Consider the following 20,012-nt stretch of genomic DNA (forward strand, 5'->3'; position numbering starts at 1 on the left):
GGCCCGCCGCGGGACAGCCGACCGCTCCGAATCGAACGCACACCCCTCGACGCCGCCGGCCGAACGTCCGCACCACGGTCGGATGCGGGACCGTCCAACTCTCAGCGCTTGCTTCTCCAGCTCGCTTCGCCCCGGAGCTGCGGCGTTGCCGACGGTACCGTGACACCCCTTGGCCGGACAGAGTGGGCGGTCGCTGGTCGGATGCCGCTCACAGGCTTTCTGTTACGGCGATCGGTGTCGCCCCCGACAGGATCGTGGTCCGTAGCTACCGATAACGTATGCATCACCATCGGTGGGTTACGTAAATACAGTATTGCCCCAAGATTGCAAAACCGTTATATCGACCCGACGGATACGGACTCGTGTGAAGATTACATGAAGTATGCAATACTGCCTCGGGGTGGGAACTGATGTTCGGGCTCGAGAGCCTGGACGGAAACGCGCTCGCGGCGGCGTTGATCGGGCTCGTGTTGGCCGAGGCGATCGTGTTGTACGTCGGCTACGGCCTGTTGGAGTCCGCGCTGAGCGAGCGGCTCTCCGAGCTGATCAGGGGTGTCTGAGATGGAGGTCCTCGGCGTCGCCGTCGAACTGCTGGCGATGTTCACGGGCTTCGGTCTGCTCATCGGGATCCTGTTCGGGTTCTTCGGCATGGGCGGGTCGTTCCTCGTGACGCCCGCGCTGTTGGTCATGGGGTACGACGCCAACGTCGCCGTCGGGTCGGGCCTCGCGTTCGTGTTCGGGACGTCCGTCATCGCGACGCTGAAACACCGCGACCTCGGGCAGGTCGACTACAAGCTCGGCGTGCTCATGATCGCGGGGACCACCGGGGGCATCGAGGTCGGCAAGATCGGGTTGGAGTACCTCCAGCACATCGGCCTCGCCGACAGCGTGGTCAGTATCGCCTACGTCGGCCTGTTGGGGTCGATCGGCGCGTTCGTGACGTACACCGCGACGACGGGCGGGGGCGGCGGACTCTCCCACGACGTCGCGGCGAGCGACGACGACGCCGACGACATTCCGCCGATCGCACGCAAGATCCAGTCGTTCCACGTGCCGCCGATGATCTCCGTTCGCGGCGGGTTCACCGTCTCGCTGTGGATGGTGCTCGCGGTCGCGTTCGCGACCGGGCTGCTCTCGGGGTTCCTCGGCGTCGGCGGCGGCTTCATCCGCATGCCCGCGCTCTTCTACCTCGTCGGCGTCCCCGTCCCGGTGGCCGTCGGCACCGACCTGTTCGAGATCGTCTTCTCGGGCGGGATCGGGTCGTTCCTGTACGCTCAGTCCGGGGCGGTCGACCTCTCGATCGTCGTCCCCCTGCTCGCGGGGAGCGCGCTGGGTGCCCGGATCGGCGCCGGGGCGACGAGCCTCGTCGACGAGGACGACATCAAGGTGTACTTCGGCGTGATGCTCCTGCTGGGGGCGCTGGCCGTCGCCGTCAGGCAGGTCGGCGGCTACCTCGGCGTCGAGGTCCTCGACGTCGTCAGCCTCGTGATCATCCTCGGCGCGGCGCTGTTGGTCAGCGGCGCGGTGCTCGTCAGCAGCGTCCGGGAGCTCCGGACCGACACGGACACCTCGGAGCCGGCGTCCGCGGACTGACCCGGAACCCTCCTTTTCGGCGTATCGGCGACCCGACGCTACCAGCGGAAGCGCCGCCCTCCGAGGGGTCGCGGTACCGTACGATAGAGCCAACAGTATGCAAGACTCTTGTAGGGGGCCACCCTACGTATCGACATGGAGACGAACGTCGGTTCCACGGACAAGCTCGCACGGATCGTCGTCGGCGCCCTCGCCGGCGTGCTCTCGCTCGCGACGCTCGCCAACGCCGTGCCGCTGCCGACCGTCGGCGCGCTGCTGTTGGGCGCCGTCGCGGTGATCATGCTCGTGACCGCGTTCACGAGTAGCTGTGCGGTGTACTCGGTGCTCGGAATCAGTACGCGCTAGGGCGTCGCGCAGCGACCGACGGCTGTCCAGACGGAGCTATTTCTCGGGGTGGTGATGGAATTACACCGGTTGGCGTGAGCAGACGCTCCGCGTCGCTCACCCGTCAGCGAGCGGTGACGTCGAACGCGGAGAACTCGGGGGAACGACGCCGAACGCGAAGAAAACGGGACCGGCCTGAGAAGACGATTCGACTACCGGCCGGAGTCGTCAGTCGTCGGCGAGCGACTCCTGGCTCGCGGCACAGTTGTTCGGGCCGAGTTCGAGGGCGAACGCCTCCTCGTCGTCGGCGGTGTGTCGGCCGAGGTTGGTAGCGATGATCTCCTCGTAGTTGGCCGGCCGCGGCGGCATGTCCGCGAGCACCGTCTCCACGAACTCCGCCCGCTCCATCGAGAGCGCGGCCATCCGCTCGGTCAACTCGCCCACGGGCGCCGTGTACGTCCCGTCGTCGGCGGGGGCCGCGGCGTCGCTGAAGTGGGCGCCGCCGATCAGCGTGTCGTCGGGCAGGGTGAGCACGCGCTCCTGGAGCGAGTCGTACAGCTGCCGCGCGGCGTCGGGCGCGCCGTCGTCGCCCTCCTCGAGGTCCGGGCGCGCGACGCTCTCGACGAACAGGCCGTCGCCGGTCGCCAGCAGGCCGCCGCCGAGCAGGTACGAGGTCATCCCCGACGTGTGGCCGGGGGTGTGGACAGCCTCGACGGTCGCGTCGCCGACCGGGAACGTGTCGCCGTCGGCCGCGAGCTCCAGTTCGTCGGCGTAGGTGATGCCGCGGTCGACGGCCGGCTCCGGGATCACGCCCGCGACGCCCGCGTCCGCGAGCTCGCGCACGCCTGAGATGTGGTCGGCGTGGACGTGCGTGTCGAACGCGTACGCGAGGTCGACCCCGAGCGCGTCGGCGTCGGCGAGGTAGCGCTCGGTGAACGCCCGCAGCGGGTCGACGACCGCGGCCTCGCCGCCGTCGACGAGGAGGTAGCCCAGACAGCCCGAGGAGGGACGCTGGTACTGGTACAGCGTGCCCGGGCCGTCGTACCCCGTCACCTCGGCGCGCTCGTAGATGCGCGCCCAGCCGTTCATGCCGTTCTCGAGGTGGTTCACGTCGTAGCCGTGCTCGGCGAGCGTCCCGGCGACGAACTCGCTGGCCCCGCCCTTCGCGCACAACACGGTGACCTCGCGGTCGTCGGGGATCCGGTCGAGGACGTCGTCGTCGACCTCCTCGTCGAGGAACTCGAAGTACGGGACGTTGATCGACTCGACGGTCGACCCGTCGATGTGCCACTCGTCGTAGTCCGCCGTCATCCGGGCGTCCAGCAAGGTGACGGTCTCGCCGGCGTCGATTCGCGCCTTCAGCTCCGTGGGCGCGACGGTCTCTACCGGTGCATCGGGCGTCGGGAAGTCGTCTGGGTTCATCGTGTGTACTCCGTGTACCGGAGGCTCGGGCATAAGAGTTTGGATAGTTTTTCACACTACACACAATACTATGGGCTGTCAACGCCTCGGCGCCGCTACGCCTCTTCGGGTCGAAATATCTCATACGGACGTGGGAGAACGCTCTCAACGCTAATCGAACGCGACGTGTACTGCAGGGATTCGGAGACGAATTGCTCGTTGTAATTGGGCGGCAGAGACAATACGAGAGCGAGGCCGGTCAGCGCTCTCGGAGACTCCACTCGACGGCGCGTTCGACGTGCAGGGCGGTCGTGTCGAACAGCGGGACGTCCGGACGGTCGCGCTGTTCGACGAGGAGGTCGATCTCGGTACAGCCGAGGACGACACCCTCCGCCCCGGCGTCCACGAGGTCGTCGATCACGCGGAGGTACGCCGCCCGCGACTCCTCGCTGACGACGCCGGCGGTCAATTCGTCGAAGATGACGTCGTCGACGAGGCGTCTGTCGGCTTCGTCGGGCACGACGACGTCGATCCCGTGGTCGGCGAACCGGTCGGCGTAGAAGTCGCCCTCCATGACCGCGCTGGTCCCCAACACACCGACGGTGTCGAGCCCGGCGGCCGTGACGGCCTCGGCGGTCGGGTCGACGATGTGGACGAACGGGACCCCGAGCGCGTCCTCGATCGCGGGGGCGACACGATGCATCGTGTTCGTCGCCATCACCACGACCTCGGCCCCGGCGGCTTCGACGTCGCGGGCGGCGGCCGCGAGGAACGCGCCGGCCTCCTCCCAGCGATCCTCGCGGATGAACCGCTCGACCTCGCCGAAGTCGACGCTGCGGATCACCAGATCGGCGGCGTGGTGGCCCCCGCGGACGTCGTTGATCCCCGCGTCGAGGCGGCGATAGTACTCCACGGTCGACTGGCTACTCATGCCGCCGAGAACGCCGACGGTGAGCGGTGACTCCTGCATCGTCACTACTGGAACCGGCGACACCGAAAGCTCTGCTGGAGGCACCGGGCGGCCGTAATTCCCCCACCCAGGCACGCCGAACGCTTCTCACCCCCGGCAGGGCTAGCCGTCCGGCTCCAACAACTCCTCGCTCGGCAGCGCCTCCTCGAGCTTCTCGATCTTCGCGGGAACCGCCTCCGAGATGATCATCGTGTCGTAGCCGGACCCGGCCGAGACGGCCGACCCGACGCTCAGCGAGCCGACCATCCGACCCGCGTTCTCGCTCCCGATGAACACGATGCTGACGTCGTTGTCGGCGGCGAACCGTCGGATTCGGTTGGCGATCGTGCCGTACGGCGAGCTTCGCCCCACGGGGATGGACTCGAACGCGGCGTCGGGCGCGATCGCCCTCACCGACCGTTCGAGCGTCGCGAGCACCGATTCCATGTCGAAGGCCTCGTCGGCGCCGATCCAGCCACGCTCGCGTGCGTACGACGTGTTCCCCCGCGGAACGACGGTCAACGCGGTCACACCCTCCTCCAGAATGACGTCGAACTGCTTCGCACGAACGAGTGCCGCCTTCGAGAGCGGCGAGGCGTCGTACGGCACTAACAGCCCCATGTGGGGCGAACTCCGTGCGGAGTTGTATACGTTATCGAATTCCTCACACCGGCGCGGTCGAAACAAGCGGCGGGCCCGCACCCCCGCGGTGCCGGTGCCCGGGGACGGCCGCACTCGTCGTCGCCGTCGTCGCGACCGCCGCTCGGCGTGCCGAGTCCGGTGGGTCACAGGTCACGCCGACGGGGGAACGGGCTACCGGCCGGTGCGACCACGACCAGTCGGACGCTCACCGGCCAAAACCGAGCGACCCAACCTCGACACGACATCCGGGACGGCGAGGGACAGTCGTCCGAGGGGCGGTCGACACCCCGGCGTTCGAGAACCGAACCAAGAACGTGTTTTCCGAGGAGTGCGTACGGCCGCTGTGCGCCGACACCGATCACTCACGAGACGCGACGCGCTCACGGCGAGCGCCTCGGGGGCGGTCGCTCTGATCGCCGGCTGTCTCGGCGGTTCCGAGGCCGCCGCCGACCCCGTCGAATCGATGCCGACGCCGGCTCGCGGACCGGAGGACGCGCCGGTGACGGTCGGCGTCTTCGAGGACTACGCGTGCCCACACTGCAGGAGCTTCGCGACGGACGTGTATCCGAAGCTGATCGCCGACTACGTCGACGGCGGCGAGGTTCGATACGAACACCGCGACTTCCCGATCCCGGTCCACGACCGCTGGTCGTGGGAGGCGCCGGGCGCGGCGCGTGCCGTACAGGACACCGCCGGCGTCGACGCGTTCTTCACGTTCACGCGCCGCCTGTTCGCCGACGGGTGGGAGAACGGCTCGATGGCGTACTCGCGGTCGTTGCTCCGGACGGTCGCGGCGGACGTCGGCGCCGACCCCGACACCGTCGTCGCCGCCGCGGGCGAGGGGCGCTACCGACCGGTCATCGATGCCGACCGCGAGGCCGGCGCCGACCTCGGCGTCCGCGGAACGCCGACGGTCGTCGTGAACGGCGATGTGATCGAGGGGGCCGACTATCCGGCGGTGCAGTCCGCGATCGAAGCGCGGTTGTAACGGGCGCAAGCAGGCTCCGGCCGACCGCGGCTCCCGACCGTGTCGTGGCGGCGGTCAGCTCTCCGCGGGCGGCGTCTCCGTCTCGTACTGCTGGTACTTGGTCTCGAACTCGCCGATGAGCTGGCCCATCTTCGCGTACCAGTCGTTGAGCATCCGCTGCATGTCGTCGGCGATCTGTGCGGGGTCGGTCGGCCGGTACACGTGGTAGTAGCCGCCCTGGTCGTAGTTGATCTGCTCTTTCTGGATGAAGCCGGACTTGAGCAGCCGTTGCACCGACCGGTAGGCGGTGGAGCGCTCGCGGTCGACGGCCTCGGCGACGTCGTCGATGGTGAGCGGTTCCTCTGCCTCCACCAGCACGGCGAAGCAGTCCTTGTCGAGCTGCTTCAGCCCGTGGAAACACTCTAAGAGCCCCTCACACTCCATGTCCTGTTGGAGCTGTTCGGACATCGAATCGGGCATGGGTATACGTGTGACTTCGTTGCCCGCAAATAAAAGGGTTGTGTGTGGCTATCACAATCCCGCCCCGGACCCCCGCCGATCCGGCAGCGGCGCCGGCGAAGCGCGAAGTCGACGTCGGGCGGCGCGGGTCTCGCTCACGAACGGCCCGCACCGGCGCCCGTGGCCGGTCGACGAGGTTCCGACGATCGACACGGTTATCAGGACCGGCCCAATATTGTGGGATAGCTCCAATACAGAACAGGAGCGGATTCCCCATGAACGCCGAATACGACATCGCGGAGACGCTCGACGTGAAAGGTGCATCGTGTCCGATGCCGGTGATCGAGACGAAGCAGGCGACCGACGACCTCGCCGCGGGCGAGGTGTTGGAGGTGCTCGCGACGGATTCCGGGAGCGTCAGCGACATCGCCGGCTGGGCCGACGGCACGCCCGGCGTCGAGCTCCTCGACCAGACGGACGACGGCGACGTGTTCGCCCACTACGTCCGCAAGACCGAGTGACCGCAATGAGCACCGACACCCCGACCGGCGGCGGCGACGAGGCGCCGACCCGTGCCGAGTTGGCGGCGCGCGTCGAGGAACTCGAGGAGTCGCTCGCGGCCGTCACCGAGGACGACTCGCCCCCGAAGCTGTCGATCGTCGCGACGAAGGGAACCCTCGACATGGCGTACCCGCCGCTCATCCTCGCGAGCACCGCCGCCGCCTTCGGCTACGAGGTGACGGTGTTCCACACCTTCTGGGGGCTCGACATCCTCCACGAGGAGCGCTCGAAGAACCTCAAGCTCAGCGCCGTCGGCAACCCGAACATGCCGGTCCCGAACATCGTCGGCGCGCTCCCGGGGATGGATCGCATGACGACTGCGATGATGGACAAGCGCATCGCGGACAACGACACGGCGACGATCGCGGAGCTGATCGAGACCTCCCTCGACATGGGCGTCGAGTTCCAAGCGTGCCAGATGACGATCGAGCTGATGGACTACGACGAGGACGACTTCTACGACGGCGTCACCACCGGTGTCGGCGCCGCGACAGCCATCCAGGACATGGCCGACGCCGACATCCAGCTGCTCGTCTGAGCGTCGACGCTTCGGCCAGCTCCCGTCGCCGTCGCCGCTCCGCCGCGTCGCCACGCCTCACCGCCCCGGGTGCGGGGACGCCTCGAGGACGTGGGTGCCGTCGGACCGCTGCTCCAGACGCACGTCGCTCCCGAACGCCCGGACGACCGCGCAGTTCGTCCGCACGTGGTCCGTCGACGCGGGGACGAGAACCCGACCGCCCGCGAGCGCGATACCACTGGTGTCTCGTTTCGATCAGTATCCGTACACGCTGCGTCGAGCCTCCGTGAACGGTGAGCCTGACATGGTCCAGTTGTGCGTGCAGAACTGGACTGAGCGCCGGTCTGCGGCTCGGAAGGCCGAGTTTGAGGAGTAACACGAGGTCGATGTCTATCTGACTGACTTGCGTGAAGCGGCGTTCCTGCCTGGTGTTGAGGATCGCGAGATTGCCGGAGTGCTTCGTGAGTGGGGCTATGATATCTGAGAGAGCGGAAAAGCTGGGAAACCCTATGATGACAGCTTGGAGAGCATCACTGCGTCCTGGATTCTACCCTTAGTATGTGTCCATCGGTTCAATCGACACATCGACATTGAATCGATAGAGCGAGACCCTATCCAACGCAGTAACGGCACGCTCGATACGAGACGTGAAATCTTCCGCCACCAGAATTCCAGAGAGTTGGCGATCGACTTCATCAGTTCGTGCTCCCATATACCCAAGGAGTTGTCCGAGAGCACGGTCCCCCGCTCGCCCGCGTTTGACTTCGATCACCGTCTCGGAATTGTCGTCCTCTGCGAGGATATCGATACGACCTACGTCGGTCCTGAACTCTCTACGAGCATTCTGGAGTCCCAGGGTCTGAATGTTTGCTGCAAGCCATTCCTGCATCTCAGCTTCTTGATCCGGCCCGAATCCGAGGCCAGATTGCGTTACAGTCTCTGCCTTGCGAACTTCCTCGACGAGAGCCACGATTCGGTCTCGATCACTGGAAAGACTACCGAACTGGCTGAGCGTCCCTGGAGTCGGAATCTGATCTGCACCGTTCACTCGGAAGCGCTCTGAAAGATCAGGAACACGAACAGGGGTGCCAAGATCAAACCACGTGACTGGCCGCCAGTAGTAATGGTCCTGAACCATCGCGTCAGCCGCTTCGGATTCCGACAGATGACGCCAAACCCTATCCTCATTATATTGAACCTCCCCAACAGTTCCAATACCGGAGATGTGACCTTTTCCCGGAGCATACGCCACAACAACATCGCCAGCGCGCATTCCATCGTCGTGATGCCCGACAAATTTCGACGCTTGGAGATCGCTGGGATCGCCGTTGCGGAACTCTTCGGGAGACTGCTCTCGGTAGTCTCCTGCTGCACCACCCCAACCAGTCGTGACGATCTTCTGCTCGAGCCAATCGTCTTCAAGAACACCGCCGCGACCAGCCTTCAGCCGCCACCACATTTGCTCCTCAGCAACATCCAAATCCATAGATACAGATACACAAGCTGACGAGTAAATAGATATTTAATTAGTTATCAAATTTAGTTATCTTGTGATGGATCATCTCGGTGAGGCTCACAGTGTACACACAACAACCGCTAAGTGCGGTGGCTCACAACGTACACATCATGAGCACCGAGAAGAAGCGCGTCCAATTCCGGGCCCCTGACCGGCTCATCGACCGGACAGACGCGCTCGCGACGGTCCTAGGTGAAGATCGGACGGATATCTTGGTGACCGCGCTTCGCGAGTACCTTCAGGACGCCACGCACGATGATGCACTTCTCCAAGAGATCGCCGATGCGTACTACGATGACGAGATCTCGTTCGAACAGCTCAAATCCCTGGTCGGGGCTGAAGAAGCGGCGAACCTCCGTGTGTTGAAACAGCAACTGAGTGAGGACTTCGTCGACGAGGTCGCGGACGCATAGATGGCGCAGGTGGTCGCGGACACGTCCGCACTCGTGAGTCTCGGCATCGCCGCCGATCTCGACGTTGACCCACTGGCAGTTGCACTCGGCAAATACACGATTCTCGTCCCGAGCGTTGTCGTCGACGAACTCCAGGAGGTCGCGTCCTACGACGACGATCACGGCCGTGCTGCGAGTCGAGTCCTGGATCGAATGGAGGCGTTCCCGACACGGCCGGTCGAACTGGATGCCGAGTTTCCACTCGACGACGGTGAGAACGCAGCGGTGACGCTTGCGAACGCGGAGGATGCTGACCTGCTGCTGTGTGATGAGTTCAACAGGCTCGGACTCATCCATGCGTCCCTCGTCGACACGCGATTAGTGACGACTCCGACGCTGCTCTCGGTATACGTTCGAAACGGCTGGGTGTCCTCCGGGGACGCACAGACTGTGCTGGATGCGATCAGTGCTGCTCGCAGTTGGGACACGAACTGCTACGTCCAACGCGCCAAGTCGTTACTCGAGTGACTCGGTAGTAGTGACTGAAGGAGACCCAACACTCGATGCACGCTCCTCTGGTGGACGTGGCCCCGCTTGTTCAACTGCCTCTCGTATGGCATCGGGGTGAGTGGGACCACCGGAGCGGCTCGTTCCAATAGCGAGTTCCGTCATACCCCACAATTTGAACTGTGTGTTAGGATAGGACCTATCCCACCGCGTTCAGTTCTCAGGCCTTACCCACCACCGGTTCCAGTAATTCCTACACCGAGTGGGCAGTTGCTCCCACCCCACCGTTTCCAGTAATACCGATGGTCCTACGCACCGTCGTGGATCCTGGCGAGGCGACGGAGTTCCGATGCGCGTTCGTCGATATCGAGTTCGCCAGCGAGTGCGGAGAGCGCCGCGTCGAACGGGACGTCGAGTTCGTAGGTGTTGAAGCTGCCACGCACCCCCGAGCCGGAGTCGTTGTCGCGCTCTCGAGGGATCCCAAGCATCATCAATTCCTTCGCGTGGTTGTGGATCGAGCTCCCCGATCTCGGGAGGAGTGTGCGACGCACGGAGCGCGTCCTTGTCAACGAGGATCGACGCGTTCCCTGTGAACTGGTGTCGACGTGAGAACGAAACGGGCCGAGCCGCTCACCGGCCGAGCGCAAGCGCCAGCGCGAGCACGCTGACCGAGCCCACGCCGGCGACGAGCGCCAGCGTCGCGGTCGGGCCGGCGGGCACCGACACCGAGCCCGCGACGGCGAGGGCGGCGACACCCGCCACGCCGGCGACGACGCTGACGCCGAGGACGCCGCCGGTGTGGACCACCTGCGCGGTCAGCGAGCGGGCCCGACGCCCGACGCCGCGGCCGATCCCGCGGCCGTACCGCCCCGTGTCCGAGACGACGACGGCGGCGACGACCGCGCCGAGGCCCACCGTCGGCCCGACGCCGACCGTCAGGCCGAACGCGCCGGCGAACACGAGTCCCGCGCTGGCGAGCGCGTGTCCGTTGCCGGCCCGCGGGAGCACCGACGCCGTCATCGCGACCCGGAGCACGAGACAGGCGCCGAGCGTCGAGACCGCGCCGAGGGTCGCCAACGCCAGTGCGAGCCCCGCGTCGCCGTAGTACGCGACGACCGCGTCGCCCTGCCGTGCGAACTCCGTGGCCGCGCTCGCGGGGAGCGCACGCTCGACCGCCCGGAGCAGCGTCCCCACGACGGGCTCGGCGGTCGCCGTCGCCGCGACGGTCGCGAGACCGCCGCCGGCCAGCGCACCCACACTCCCGGCGTGGGCGCTCGGGTCGGTCCGGGCGGCGCGCCTGACTCCCCACGCCAGGAGGACCGCGGCCACCGAGGCGACGATCGCGGCGACGGCGAGCGACCGCAGGAACGACGAGCGGGCGAGCGCGTCGACGAGCGCGAGCGCCGCCGTCGGCAGGCGACCCCACAGCGCCGGCGCCGCCGACAGTTGGTTCACGAGCACCAGCGGCAGTCCGATCGCGGCCGCGATCCAGCCGTACCCGAGGCCGCGCCGGAGCCGCTCGTACCGCGCCAGCGCCGCGCCGGGGTCGTCGCTCCGGTCGTCGAGCAGTTCGCGGACCGGGAGCCGTCCCAGCGCCGCCCGTACGGACGCGGCACCGAGCCCGACGACGAGGAGGAACGTCCCCACCGGCGGGACCGGTCCCACACCCGGCGCGAGGAGCGGGTCGACCAGCCCCGGTTCGAGCTCCGGCACCCCCGGGATCTCGACGCCCTCGGTTTCGACGACGGTGCCGCCGAGGTCCGCGGCGGCGACGACGGCGACGACCGCGGCGCCCACGGTCGCGCGTTTGGCCGCCACGTTCAGCGCCCCCGGCGTCAACGAGTCGCCGGGCAGCACCGTCGCGCCGAGGGCGGCGACGGCGACGCCGGCGACGACGGCCGCCGCACCGACCGGGGCGGAGCCGGCGAACTGCTGGAGCACGACGTACGCCACCCCGGCGAGCGCCGCGGCCCCGGTCGGGACGCCGACGAGGACGCCCGCGGCCGAGCGGACGTACTCGTAGCGCTCCCCGTCGGCGACCCACACCACCAGCCCGATGCCGACGCCCCCGAGGGCGGCGACGGCGGTCGGCGCCGTCAGGCCGAGCGTGACCGCGCGCCCCGGCGGCGACGGCGGTCACGACCATCGCGAGCGTCGACCCCGCGAACGGCGGGTGCCAGTTCGACGCCGCGACCGCCGCCGTCGACGCGGGCGGCTCCTCGATCGCGGCGGTGTCCTCGCGGGGCGCGGCGGCCTCGCCGGTGGTCGATCCCTCGCCGCCTTCGTCGACCGACTCGGGCGACGTCACCGTCGCCCACCTCCGACAGCGCGCGCGACGGCCACTCCCAACGGCTCGGCGCCGCCCCAGTCGATCACCGCGTCGCACGCGCCCCGGGCGGTCCGGACGCGCAGTTCGCGGTGGACGCCGGCGATCCGGCCGCCGCGGGTCGTGTCGCCGGTGTCGTCCGGCGACAACAGCACCGCGTCGCGACCGGTCGCCCGGGCCCGGCGCGCGAACGCGAGCGGCTCGGTGTCCGGCAGCGACGAGACGACGACCACCTCGGCGTTCGCGTCGACCCGGCCGAGCGCCCGCGCGGCGGTGCGCTCGGCGCGCCGGCTGACCGTCCCGTCGTATCGGAGCGCGTCGCTGGAGGCGCCGCGCTTCGCCGTGCGGTCGGTCGCGACGGCGGCCGCGGCGCCGAACACGGCCCGCGCCCGGTAGCGGCCGGCGTCCGTCTCGGCGTCCGTGACGAGCAGGGCGTCCTCGACCGTCTCCACGGGCGCGTCGACACGCCGCCGGGAGACGCCGAGCACGATCAGGTCGACGTCGTGGCCGGCGGCGAGGTACTGCTCGACGGCCGCCTCGGCGGCGTAGGCGCCGGTCTCCGCCCCCGTCGGGCGGCCGGGTGCCGCCGAGCGTCTGGTCGCCTCCCGCACGTCGAGGACGACCGCCGCGCTGGCGGCGCGCTCGCGGCGGAACTCCGTCGTCACCGCTTCCCGGACTTGGCGTACTGGCGCCAGTTCACCCGCGCCCGGGCGTCGCCGGGGCGGTACTCGCGGGTGGAGTGGAACTCCAGCCCCTCGCCCCCGCGGTCGCTCGTCGTCTGCCCGACGCGACGGGGCGCCGCCCTGACGGGTGCCGGCAGCGCGGCCGGCCGGGTACACTCGACGGCGTCCGCGCCGTCCGGGTCGACCGTCAGGTTCGCACGGTCGCCGCCGGCGAGCGAGCGCACGGTCACCGCCGGATCCGTGAACCCGAACTCCCCTCTGCGGGCGACCACCTCGTACGTCACCTCGGTGCTCGACCCCGGGCGCAACGCGACGGCCGCGCGGGGACTCCCGTCGACGACGACGAGTTCGCGCGGCACGCCGTCGACGACCCGGAGGTCGGGCACGACCGCGTCGCCGACGTTGGTGATCCGCAGCGTGACGCCGACCGTCTCCCCGGGCGCGACGGGGCCCGCCTCGAGCGAGCGCTCGACGGCCAGCGACACCTCGCTCGGGAGCGACGACACGGCCCCGTAGGCGACGTACGCCGTCGGGACGACCGCCGCCGCCAACAGCAGCGGCTCCGCGTACACCAGCCCGAGCGCCAGCAGGCCGAGCACCGCGACCACCCACACGCCCCAGCCGTCGTCCCGGCGGTCGTGCCACCGGAGCCGGTCGGCGAGGCGGTCGCCGCCTCCGACGCCGGCTCCTCGGGCGCCGTGTCCTCGGGGTCCGTCCGGCTGTCGGTCTCGGGCCGGGACTTCGCCCCTCGGCGTCGCCCGTCGGCGTCGCGACCGGGCTACTCATCGCGCACCTCCCCGCGAGCGCGGTGCGGATCGCCGCGACGCTCCGGTCGATGCGGCGCTGGCGTTCGGCGGCGGGGTCGAGCCACCCGCGCAGGCGGGCGACCACCGGCACCGGCGCCTCCGGACCGAGGAAGCCGGCGACGAGCGCGTCGTCCGTCCACGCCCCCGTCTCGACGCGGCGGTCGGCCGCCTCGGGGTCGAGGTCGCGGGAGGCGCGCACCACCGCGGCGGCCGTCGCCGCGAGTCCCGTGCGTGCCTCCTCCGCGCGGTCGACCGCCGTCGCGGCGTCGAGCAGTCGGTCGACGTCAGCGCCCGCGACCGTCGCGGGGTCGACCGTCACCTCCTCGGGACGGGGGTCGGCGCCGTCGTCGTCGTCGACAGTCGTCCCGCCGGCCCGACGCACGATCGCCACCAGTCCGCCGAGGATCCCGACGAGCACCGCGCCGGCCGTGAGCACCGTCGAGGCGTCCAGTTGCGCTAACGCGTCGAGCACCGGGTCCAGCGCCGGAATCGTCTCCGCGAGCGACTGGCCGCCGGCGACCGCGCCCGCTGCGACCGACAGGAGGACGATGGCGACCAACGCCACGACCGTCCCCAGCGAGACGCCGCGCGCCATCAGCGGTCACCCCCGTCCGCGTCGTCGGCGTCGTGGTCGGCGGGCTCGTCTGCCGCCGAGTCGGCGCCGGAGGCGTCCTCGGCCGCCGACTCGTCGCCCTCGTCAGTCAGCGTCGCCAACGCGCCCCGCACCCGGCCGACCCGGCTCTCCGGGTCGCCGCCGCCGTACTCGACCTCCCGATAGGCGTCCCGGAGCGTGGACACGGGCCCCGCGGGGAGGCCGGCGCCGACGGCGAGACGGGCGACCTCGCCGGGCGTCCGCCGTCGTACGCCGCGGACCGGCGCGATACTGAGGAAGCGCCGCCACGCCCGGCGGACGGTGAGTCGCGCCTCCGTCTCCGCGCCGGCCGAGTCGCCGCCGGCCCGGCTCCCGGCGTCGTCGGTCGGATCGTCGTTCCTGGTCGCCCACCACGACGCGACGGCGGCCGGGAGTCCGCGCAGCCACGCGACCGCGCCGGCGACGGCCGCCCCGACGGCGGCTGCGACCCGTCCCGGCACCGCCCGGAGCGCCACGGCTCGCGAGCGGACGCCCACCAGCCGCCGGATCGCGGTCACGCCGCCGGTGATGGCCTCGGCGACCGCCACCAGCCCCGCCACCGCGGCGTGGACCGCCCGGAGCGTCACCCGATACAGTTTGCCCGGGATCCTGCGGGGGCTGACGCCGCGCCGGTAGCCGCTCCGGACGACGACGCCCAGCAGCGCGAGGAGGGCGACAGCCAGTCCGGCCGCGTTCGTCACGGCGCCGGTCAAGGTCGTCGTCGCGGTCTGCCCGTACGCGGCGACGGTGTAGGTGACGCCGTTCGACGCCGACAGGGAGACGGTCGCGTTGCCGTCGACGCCGGTCTCGCCGAGCCGTGTCCCGTCCGAGCGCACGGTCGCCCCGGCCAGCGTGTCGTTACCGAGCGTCGCCGTCACGGTCACCGGCGCCGTCGGGAGCGCGAGCGGCCAGCCGACGCCGTGGTCGGCGCCCAACTCGTCGATCGAGACGGTCGTGTTCCCCTCGACCGGTCCCCTACGGACGGCGAGCGTGTGATCGCCGGGCGTGCTCGGGAGGCGGATCGTGGCGCGCCCCCGTGCGTCCGTCGTCGCGACCGCCGTCCCGTCGAGCAGCACGGTCGCCTCGCGCACCGGCACGTCCGCCACCGTCGCGACGACGGTCACGGAGGCGTTGCTGCGCACGTCGCCGACGAGCGAGACGGTCGCGTTCGTCTCCAGCGGGTAGGTCGTCCCGTTCGGCGACTCGTCGGCCGTCGCCGTGCCCGCGGTCCCCGCGAGGTCGTCGACGGCGTCGCCCAGCGAGACGCCGAAGACGGTCGGGTCGTCGCGCTCCAGCGGCGGGAGCGCGCCGCCGTCGATGGTCTCGGCGCGCTCGCCCTCGACGGTGATGTCGAGGTCGCGGGCGTACGGCACCTCGCCGACGACGGTCCCGTTCTCGTCGGTCCGCCCGACCGGTTCGCCGTTGAACGACACGCGGGCGCCGACGACGGGCTCGTCGCCGCGGGTGACGGTCACCGCCACGGTGGCGCCGGGCACCGCGGTGCGGTTCAGCGTGATGTCGACGGGCTCGGGCTCCGAGGCCGTCGACCCGTTCTCGGTTCCGTCGCTCCCGGTCGAGTCGCTCTCCTCCTCGGCGGCCTCGTCGCCGGTCTGGGTGTCGGAATCGGAGTCGTCGCCCGAGTCGGACTCCTCGCCGGAGTCGCCCTCGGACGTGTCGTCCTCGGAGTCGCTCCCGGACGTGTCGTTCTCGGTCCCGGTCGCCCCGCCGTCGCTCGTCTCCGTCCCCGAGCCGGAGCTGTCGGTCCCGCCGGTCCCGTCGCCGCTGGTCGGTGTTGCGGTTCCGGCGTCGCCGGTCGCGGTCCCGGTACCAGTCCCGCCGGTCGCGCCCGACCCGCCCGCCGTCCCGCTCGGCGTCCCGGTCACGGAGTCGGCGTCACCCGTGGCGGACGAGGGCGTCCCCTCGCCGTCGGCCCCGGACTCCGAGAGGTACGACGACGACGGCTCGCCGGTCTGCTCGGCGAAGGCGCTGCTCTCCGTCGAGAGCCGGTCGCTCGCGGGCGTCGGGTCGAAGCGAACCCAGCCGACGTCGGGGAAGTACACCTCCACCCACGCGTGGGCGTTCATCGCCCGCACCGTGTACTCGCCGTCGCCGGTGGGCTGGCCCGCCGAGTAGCCGACGACGTAGCGCGCGGGGACGTCCTGCGTCCGCAGCATCACCGTCATCGCCGTCGCGAAGTACTCGCAGTAGCCCGTCTCCATCTCGAAGAGGAACTGCTCGGTGACGGTGCCCGCCTCGGCGTCGTGCGAGGAGTTCAGCGAGTAGTCGCGGTTCGCCTCCAGCCAGCGTTCGACCGTCACGGCGGTCTCGTACGGGCTCGACGCGTTCGCCGTCAGCTCGTCGGTGAACGCCGCGACGCGGTCGCTCGACCGGTTCTCGGACAGCGTCGCGTACCGATCGGCCACCGACGACGGGTAGTCGCGGCCGGCGCTGGCGAGCACCGCGGGGTCGTCCGGCGGCGCGTACGACACGCCGGTGTACGTCGTCCCGCTCGGGAGGCCGTCGGCCGACGCGAGGCTCCGACCGGGGAGTTCGTACAGCGAGTCGGTCGGGAGCGAGACACGCGCGGGCTGCCACGCCGTCGGCACCGCGGCCGCGTCCTTTTGGAGCGTGACCCGGTAGTCGATCCGCTCGTCGCGCAGGCCCGCGGTGTCGACGGTCCCGTCGCTGGACTGGGACTCGCCCGTCCGAGCCCACCCCTGCCCGGTGTAGGCGTCGAACGCGCCGGTCCGCCAGTACGTCGGCCGGGTCGTCTCCACGACGAAGTGGACCTCGGCGCTCTGGTTCCGGAGCGCCGACTCGCCGGACTCGCCCGCCAGCGCCCCGCCGACCGACGTCGCCGACTGCGCGCCGAGCGCGCCGAGGCCGCCGCCGGATCCGGAGCCGGCGGCGCCTGACGCGTCGCCCGACTCGTCGGTCCCCGAAGCGTCGGGGGCGCCGAGCGGGGGCGCGTCGCCGGGTGCGTCGACGCCCGCGCCGTCGACGGTGCCGAACGAGCCGTCGCCCGTGTTCCCCGGCGCCGGTTGGGCGGCCAGATCCTCGTTCGTCAACAGCGCCCGCGCCGGCGCGGGCTGGCCGCCCACGACGAACGGGAGGGCCGCCGCCGACACGACGAGCCCGAGCGCACACACCACGGTCAGGAGCGCACGGCCCCAATCGGGGCCGCTCGCGAACCGGAGGCCACCGCCGTCGTCGCTCACGGGGCGGTCACCACCGAAACTGGAAGCGGAGGAACCATTCGTTGCCTGATGGGTTCTCGGTCCCCCTCAAATACGTACGGGTCTCGGTGTTGCGAGTGATAGGCGGCGTCCGGCGCCACCGGCGGCGACGGTGACCCACGCGTGCGCGTCGGCGAAACTTACTCCACGCTCCGGTGTTTCCGCGCCCGTATGCGTCGTCGAGAACTCTGTCGCTGGCTCGGCGTGGGGGGCGTGGCGAGCGCCACCGGCTGTCTCGGCACCCGGGGACGACGGACGGCCGACGCCACGGGGTCGACGGACGGCACCGGGTCCGGGGCCACGGCCGCGGACTGGCCCACGTTCGGCTTCGACGGCCGACACTCCGGCGTCAACGACGCCGGCGACGGCCCCCGAACCGATGCCGTCGCGTGGAGAGGGATCGGCTACGCCCCCACGGTGCTGTGTGCCCCGACGGTTCGCGACGGCACCGTGTACGTCGGGAGCGCCGCGAACGCCGTCCACGCGTTCGACGCGACGACCGGCGAGGAGCGCTGGAGCTCGCCCACCACGAGCTACGTCGAGACCGCCCCGACGGTCGTCGACGGGACCGTCTACACGGCCGACGCCGACGGCGTCGTCTTCGCGCTCGGAACGGACGGCGAGCGGCGGTGGACGTTCGAGACGAACACGAACCTCCACAGCAGCGCGGTCGCCGTCCACGAGGGGACGCTGTTCGTCGGCACCGCCGGGACGATGCCCGCGGTCGCCAGCGGCGACACCGACGGGAGCAAAGCGGGGACGGCGCTCGCCCTCGACACCGCGACCGGAGCGCGGCAGTGGACCTACACCGGGCCGACCGACTGGTTCACCGGGCCGGCCGTCGGCGGCGGCCGCGTCTACTTCGGCAACCACGACGGCAGCGTGGTCGCGCTCGACCCGGCGACCGGCGCGGAGCTGTGGACGTGGGACGGCGGCGGCGAGCACGCGGGCGTGCTCGCGCCACCCGCGTACGCCGACGGGACGGTGTACGTCGGGGTCCACGTCGACGGGCGGCTCGTCGCGCTCGACGCCGCGTCGGGGACGCTTCGGTGGGAGACGGACCTGCGGGCGTCGAACGTCAAGTCCTCGCCGGCGGTCGACGACGACCGCGTGTACGTCGCCGCGACCGGATCGGAGGCGACGGACTACGACGCGCCCGGCGAGTCGACGCCGACTCCCACGCCCCGTGAGACGTCGGACGACGGCGCGGCGGGGATGCCGACCGTCGACGTCAGCGGGAGCGTGTTCGCCCTCTCGCGGAACGGCGGCGACATCGAGTGGCGCTACGAGACCGACCACGACTTCCGGTCGTCGCCGGCCGTCGTCGACGACCGGGTGTACATTGGGGGCGGCGACCGCTTTCTCGCGCTCTCGCGAGCCGACGGCGCCGAACAGTGGCACGTCTCCGTCGACGACTTCGTCGAATCGTCGCCGGCGGTCGCCGGCGGCCGGGCGTACATCGGGTCCGCCGACGGTCACCTCTACTGCATCGGCGAGTGACGCCGCCGAGGGTCCGGGCGAGCGACCCGCTATCGGTCGGATCGCAGCGCCGTCCCGAACCCCCGTCGCTGGTGGATGAGCAGCGCGACCACGGCGAGCGTCGGGATCCCGATGACCAGTCCGAGGAGGCCCTCGCCGCTGACGAGGATCACCTGCCCGGCGATGAACCCCTCGACGTTCGTGTAGACGTTGCCGAGGACGAACGGGTTGAGGAGGTTCCACGTCAGGTGAAGCACCACCGGCGGGAGGACACTCCCGTCCGAGATGTAGTAGGCGTACGAGAAGGGGTACGCGGCGACGGCCAACACCGCGCCCATCTGGATGAGCGAGGTCGTCAGCGGGTCCCCGAGGTCGGTCGCTCGCGCGCCGAAGTACAGCGCCGGGAAGTGGTACAGCGCCCAGACCGTGCCCACCAGCGCGGTGGCCACCATCGGCCCGAACCGCGCGGTCAACTCCGGGAGCAGGTACCCGCGCCAGCCGAGTTCCTCGCCGTAGCTGAGTGCGCCGGCGAAGACCAGAAACACCGGAAAGAGGAACACGGGGCCGGCGTAGCTGAACTCGCCCCCGCCGGGCACGTACGTCCCCAGCCCGGTCGACAACGCGACGGCCGCCGCGACCGCGATGAACAGGACCGGGAACCCGATCGCGAACGCGAGCGACCTGCGCGTCGCTCCGCGGAACGACTCGACGACCGTCCGCCGGACGGACTGCCCTTCGATCCGACGGAGGACGATGGCCGTCAGTGCGGGAGTGACCATGATCGGGACCGTCGTCACGCCGGAGACGGTGTCGACGATCGTCGCCGCGGCGACCGTTCCGCTCACCGCGAGGGTGACGACGACGAACGCGGCGAGATGCGACCCGGGAACGTCGGCGTCGACGCCGTGGAGCCCCTCAGTCGCCATCTCCGTACCGGGAACGCACCGTCCGCGCACCGGAGCGCTGGGTCCGCCGAGTGTGACGTGGGAAACTCATCGAGTCACCGTACGGGACGAGGAATTG

Annotated in this window: 20 protein-coding genes and 1 pseudogene; 9 read left to right on the forward strand and 12 right to left on the reverse strand. The window is 70.2% G+C overall.

What is annotated here, in order from left to right; translation table 11 throughout:
- The first annotated feature begins 410 nt into the window (after window positions 1-410).
- The 3 genes from P0R35_RS15325 to P0R35_RS15335 all read left to right on the forward strand — a co-directional run bounded on the left by P0R35_RS15325 (window position 411) and on the right by P0R35_RS15335 (window position 1,938).
- Window positions 411-560, forward strand: coding sequence for a DUF7512 family protein (locus P0R35_RS15325; RefSeq protein ID WP_284014828.1), 150 nt, complete (start codon window positions 411-413; stop codon window positions 558-560).
- Between the two features lies 1 nt (window position 561).
- Window positions 562-1,593 (forward strand): sulfite exporter TauE/SafE family protein, encoded by a 1,032-nt coding sequence (locus tag P0R35_RS15330; RefSeq protein WP_284014829.1) that lies wholly within the window; start codon window positions 562-564, stop codon window positions 1,591-1,593.
- A gap of 135 nt (window positions 1,594-1,728) precedes the next feature.
- Complete coding sequence (locus P0R35_RS15335; protein ID WP_284014830.1) at window positions 1,729-1,938, forward strand: YgaP family membrane protein; 210 nt, start codon at window positions 1,729-1,731, stop codon at window positions 1,936-1,938.
- 207 nt (window positions 1,939-2,145) lie between these two features.
- Here the strand turns inward: P0R35_RS15335 and P0R35_RS15340 are convergent, their stop codons facing one another.
- The 3 genes from P0R35_RS15340 to P0R35_RS15350 form a co-directional block, all read right to left on the reverse strand.
- Window positions 2,146-3,339: an MBL fold metallo-hydrolase gene (locus tag P0R35_RS15340; protein WP_284014831.1), complete on the reverse strand. Its 1,194-nt coding sequence runs from the start codon at window positions 3,337-3,339 to the stop codon at window positions 2,146-2,148.
- A gap of 238 nt (window positions 3,340-3,577) precedes the next feature.
- The gene (locus P0R35_RS15345) at window positions 3,578-4,288 is read right to left on the reverse strand and encodes an aspartate/glutamate racemase family protein (RefSeq protein WP_284014832.1); all 711 of its coding nucleotides are present in this window, start codon (window positions 4,286-4,288) and stop codon (window positions 3,578-3,580) included.
- Between the two features lie 102 nt (window positions 4,289-4,390).
- Window positions 4,391-4,888: a universal stress protein gene (locus P0R35_RS15350; RefSeq protein ID WP_284014833.1), complete on the reverse strand. Its 498-nt coding sequence runs from the start codon at window positions 4,886-4,888 to the stop codon at window positions 4,391-4,393.
- A 364-nt stretch (window positions 4,889-5,252) separates the two neighbouring features.
- On the opposite strand from P0R35_RS15350, the gene P0R35_RS15355 reads away from it, so the two are divergent.
- Entirely contained in the window at window positions 5,253-5,897 is a 645-nt protein-coding gene (locus P0R35_RS15355) for a DsbA family protein (protein WP_284014834.1), read from the forward strand.
- A 54-nt stretch (window positions 5,898-5,951) separates the two neighbouring features.
- Here P0R35_RS15355 and P0R35_RS15360 read toward each other — a convergent pair whose 3' ends face one another.
- Window positions 5,952-6,356: a helix-turn-helix domain-containing protein gene (locus P0R35_RS15360; RefSeq protein ID WP_284014835.1), complete on the reverse strand. Its 405-nt coding sequence runs from the start codon at window positions 6,354-6,356 to the stop codon at window positions 5,952-5,954.
- Between the two features lie 254 nt (window positions 6,357-6,610).
- Here P0R35_RS15360 and P0R35_RS15365 point away from each other — a divergent pair, with 254 nt between their 5' ends.
- Both P0R35_RS15365 and P0R35_RS15370 read left to right on the forward strand, forming a co-directional pair.
- Window positions 6,611-6,856 (forward strand): sulfurtransferase TusA family protein, encoded by a 246-nt coding sequence (locus P0R35_RS15365; RefSeq protein WP_284014836.1) that lies wholly within the window; start codon window positions 6,611-6,613, stop codon window positions 6,854-6,856.
- Window positions 6,857-6,861: 5 nt separating this feature from the next.
- Entirely contained in the window at window positions 6,862-7,434 is a 573-nt protein-coding gene (locus P0R35_RS15370; RefSeq protein ID WP_284014837.1) for a DsrE/DsrF/DrsH-like family protein, read from the forward strand.
- A gap of 532 nt (window positions 7,435-7,966) precedes the next feature.
- Here the strand turns inward: P0R35_RS15370 and P0R35_RS15375 are convergent.
- Window positions 7,967-8,899, reverse strand: coding sequence for an endonuclease NucS domain-containing protein (locus P0R35_RS15375; protein WP_284014838.1), 933 nt, complete (start codon window positions 8,897-8,899; stop codon window positions 7,967-7,969).
- Window positions 8,900-9,039: 140 nt separating this feature from the next.
- Between P0R35_RS15375 and P0R35_RS15380 the strand changes: the two genes are divergently transcribed.
- Both P0R35_RS15380 and P0R35_RS15385 read left to right on the forward strand, forming a co-directional pair.
- The gene (locus P0R35_RS15380) at window positions 9,040-9,342 is read left to right on the forward strand and encodes a hypothetical protein (protein ID WP_284014839.1); all 303 of its coding nucleotides are present in this window, start codon (window positions 9,040-9,042) and stop codon (window positions 9,340-9,342) included.
- The gene (locus P0R35_RS15385) at window positions 9,343-9,849 is read left to right on the forward strand and encodes a PIN domain-containing protein (protein WP_284014840.1); all 507 of its coding nucleotides are present in this window, start codon (window positions 9,343-9,345) and stop codon (window positions 9,847-9,849) included.
- Window positions 9,850-10,136: 287 nt separating this feature from the next.
- Here P0R35_RS15385 and P0R35_RS15390 read toward each other — a convergent pair whose 3' ends face one another.
- The 6 genes and pseudogenes from P0R35_RS15390 to P0R35_RS15410 form a co-directional block, all read right to left on the reverse strand.
- Window positions 10,137-10,319 carry a hypothetical protein gene (locus P0R35_RS15390; protein WP_284014841.1) on the reverse strand — a complete coding sequence of 61 codons (183 nt, stop codon included), beginning with the start codon at window positions 10,317-10,319 and terminating at the stop codon, window positions 10,137-10,139.
- A 139-nt stretch (window positions 10,320-10,458) separates the two neighbouring features.
- Window positions 10,459-11,877: a hypothetical protein gene (locus tag P0R35_RS15395; RefSeq protein ID WP_284014842.1), complete on the reverse strand. Its 1,419-nt coding sequence runs from the start codon at window positions 11,875-11,877 to the stop codon at window positions 10,459-10,461.
- Window positions 11,878-12,132: 255 nt separating this feature from the next.
- Complete coding sequence (locus P0R35_RS15400) at window positions 12,133-12,819, reverse strand: hypothetical protein (RefSeq protein ID WP_284014843.1); 687 nt, start codon at window positions 12,817-12,819, stop codon at window positions 12,133-12,135.
- Window positions 12,816-13,451, reverse strand: coding sequence for a DUF58 domain-containing protein (locus tag P0R35_RS15405; RefSeq protein ID WP_284014844.1), 636 nt, complete (start codon window positions 13,449-13,451; stop codon window positions 12,816-12,818). Before P0R35_RS15405 ends, P0R35_RS15400 begins: the two co-directional genes overlap by 4 nt.
- A gap of 274 nt (window positions 13,452-13,725) precedes the next feature.
- Window positions 13,726-14,238: pseudogene (locus P0R35_RS16760) on the reverse strand (DUF7269 family protein); the annotation flags it as partial.
- The gene (locus P0R35_RS15410; RefSeq protein ID WP_284014845.1) at window positions 14,238-17,492 is read right to left on the reverse strand and encodes a transglutaminase TgpA family protein; all 3,255 of its coding nucleotides are present in this window, start codon (window positions 17,490-17,492) and stop codon (window positions 14,238-14,240) included. The gene P0R35_RS15410 and the pseudogene P0R35_RS16760, both read right to left, overlap by 1 nt.
- Window positions 17,493-17,681: 189 nt before the next feature.
- On the opposite strand from P0R35_RS15410, the gene P0R35_RS15415 reads away from it, so the two are divergent.
- Window positions 17,682-19,010 (forward strand): outer membrane protein assembly factor BamB family protein, encoded by a 1,329-nt coding sequence (locus P0R35_RS15415; protein ID WP_284014846.1) that lies wholly within the window; start codon window positions 17,682-17,684, stop codon window positions 19,008-19,010.
- Window positions 19,011-19,039: 29 nt separating this feature from the next.
- Here the strand turns inward: P0R35_RS15415 and P0R35_RS15420 are convergent, their stop codons facing one another.
- Entirely contained in the window at window positions 19,040-19,915 is an 876-nt protein-coding gene (locus P0R35_RS15420; protein WP_284014847.1) for a CPBP family intramembrane glutamic endopeptidase, read from the reverse strand.
- Window positions 19,916-20,012: the final 97 nt, after the last annotated feature.

Source organism: Halobaculum litoreum, from assembly GCF_030127125.1.
Classification (GTDB): Archaea; Halobacteriota; Halobacteria; order Halobacteriales; family Haloferacaceae; genus Halobaculum; species Halobaculum litoreum.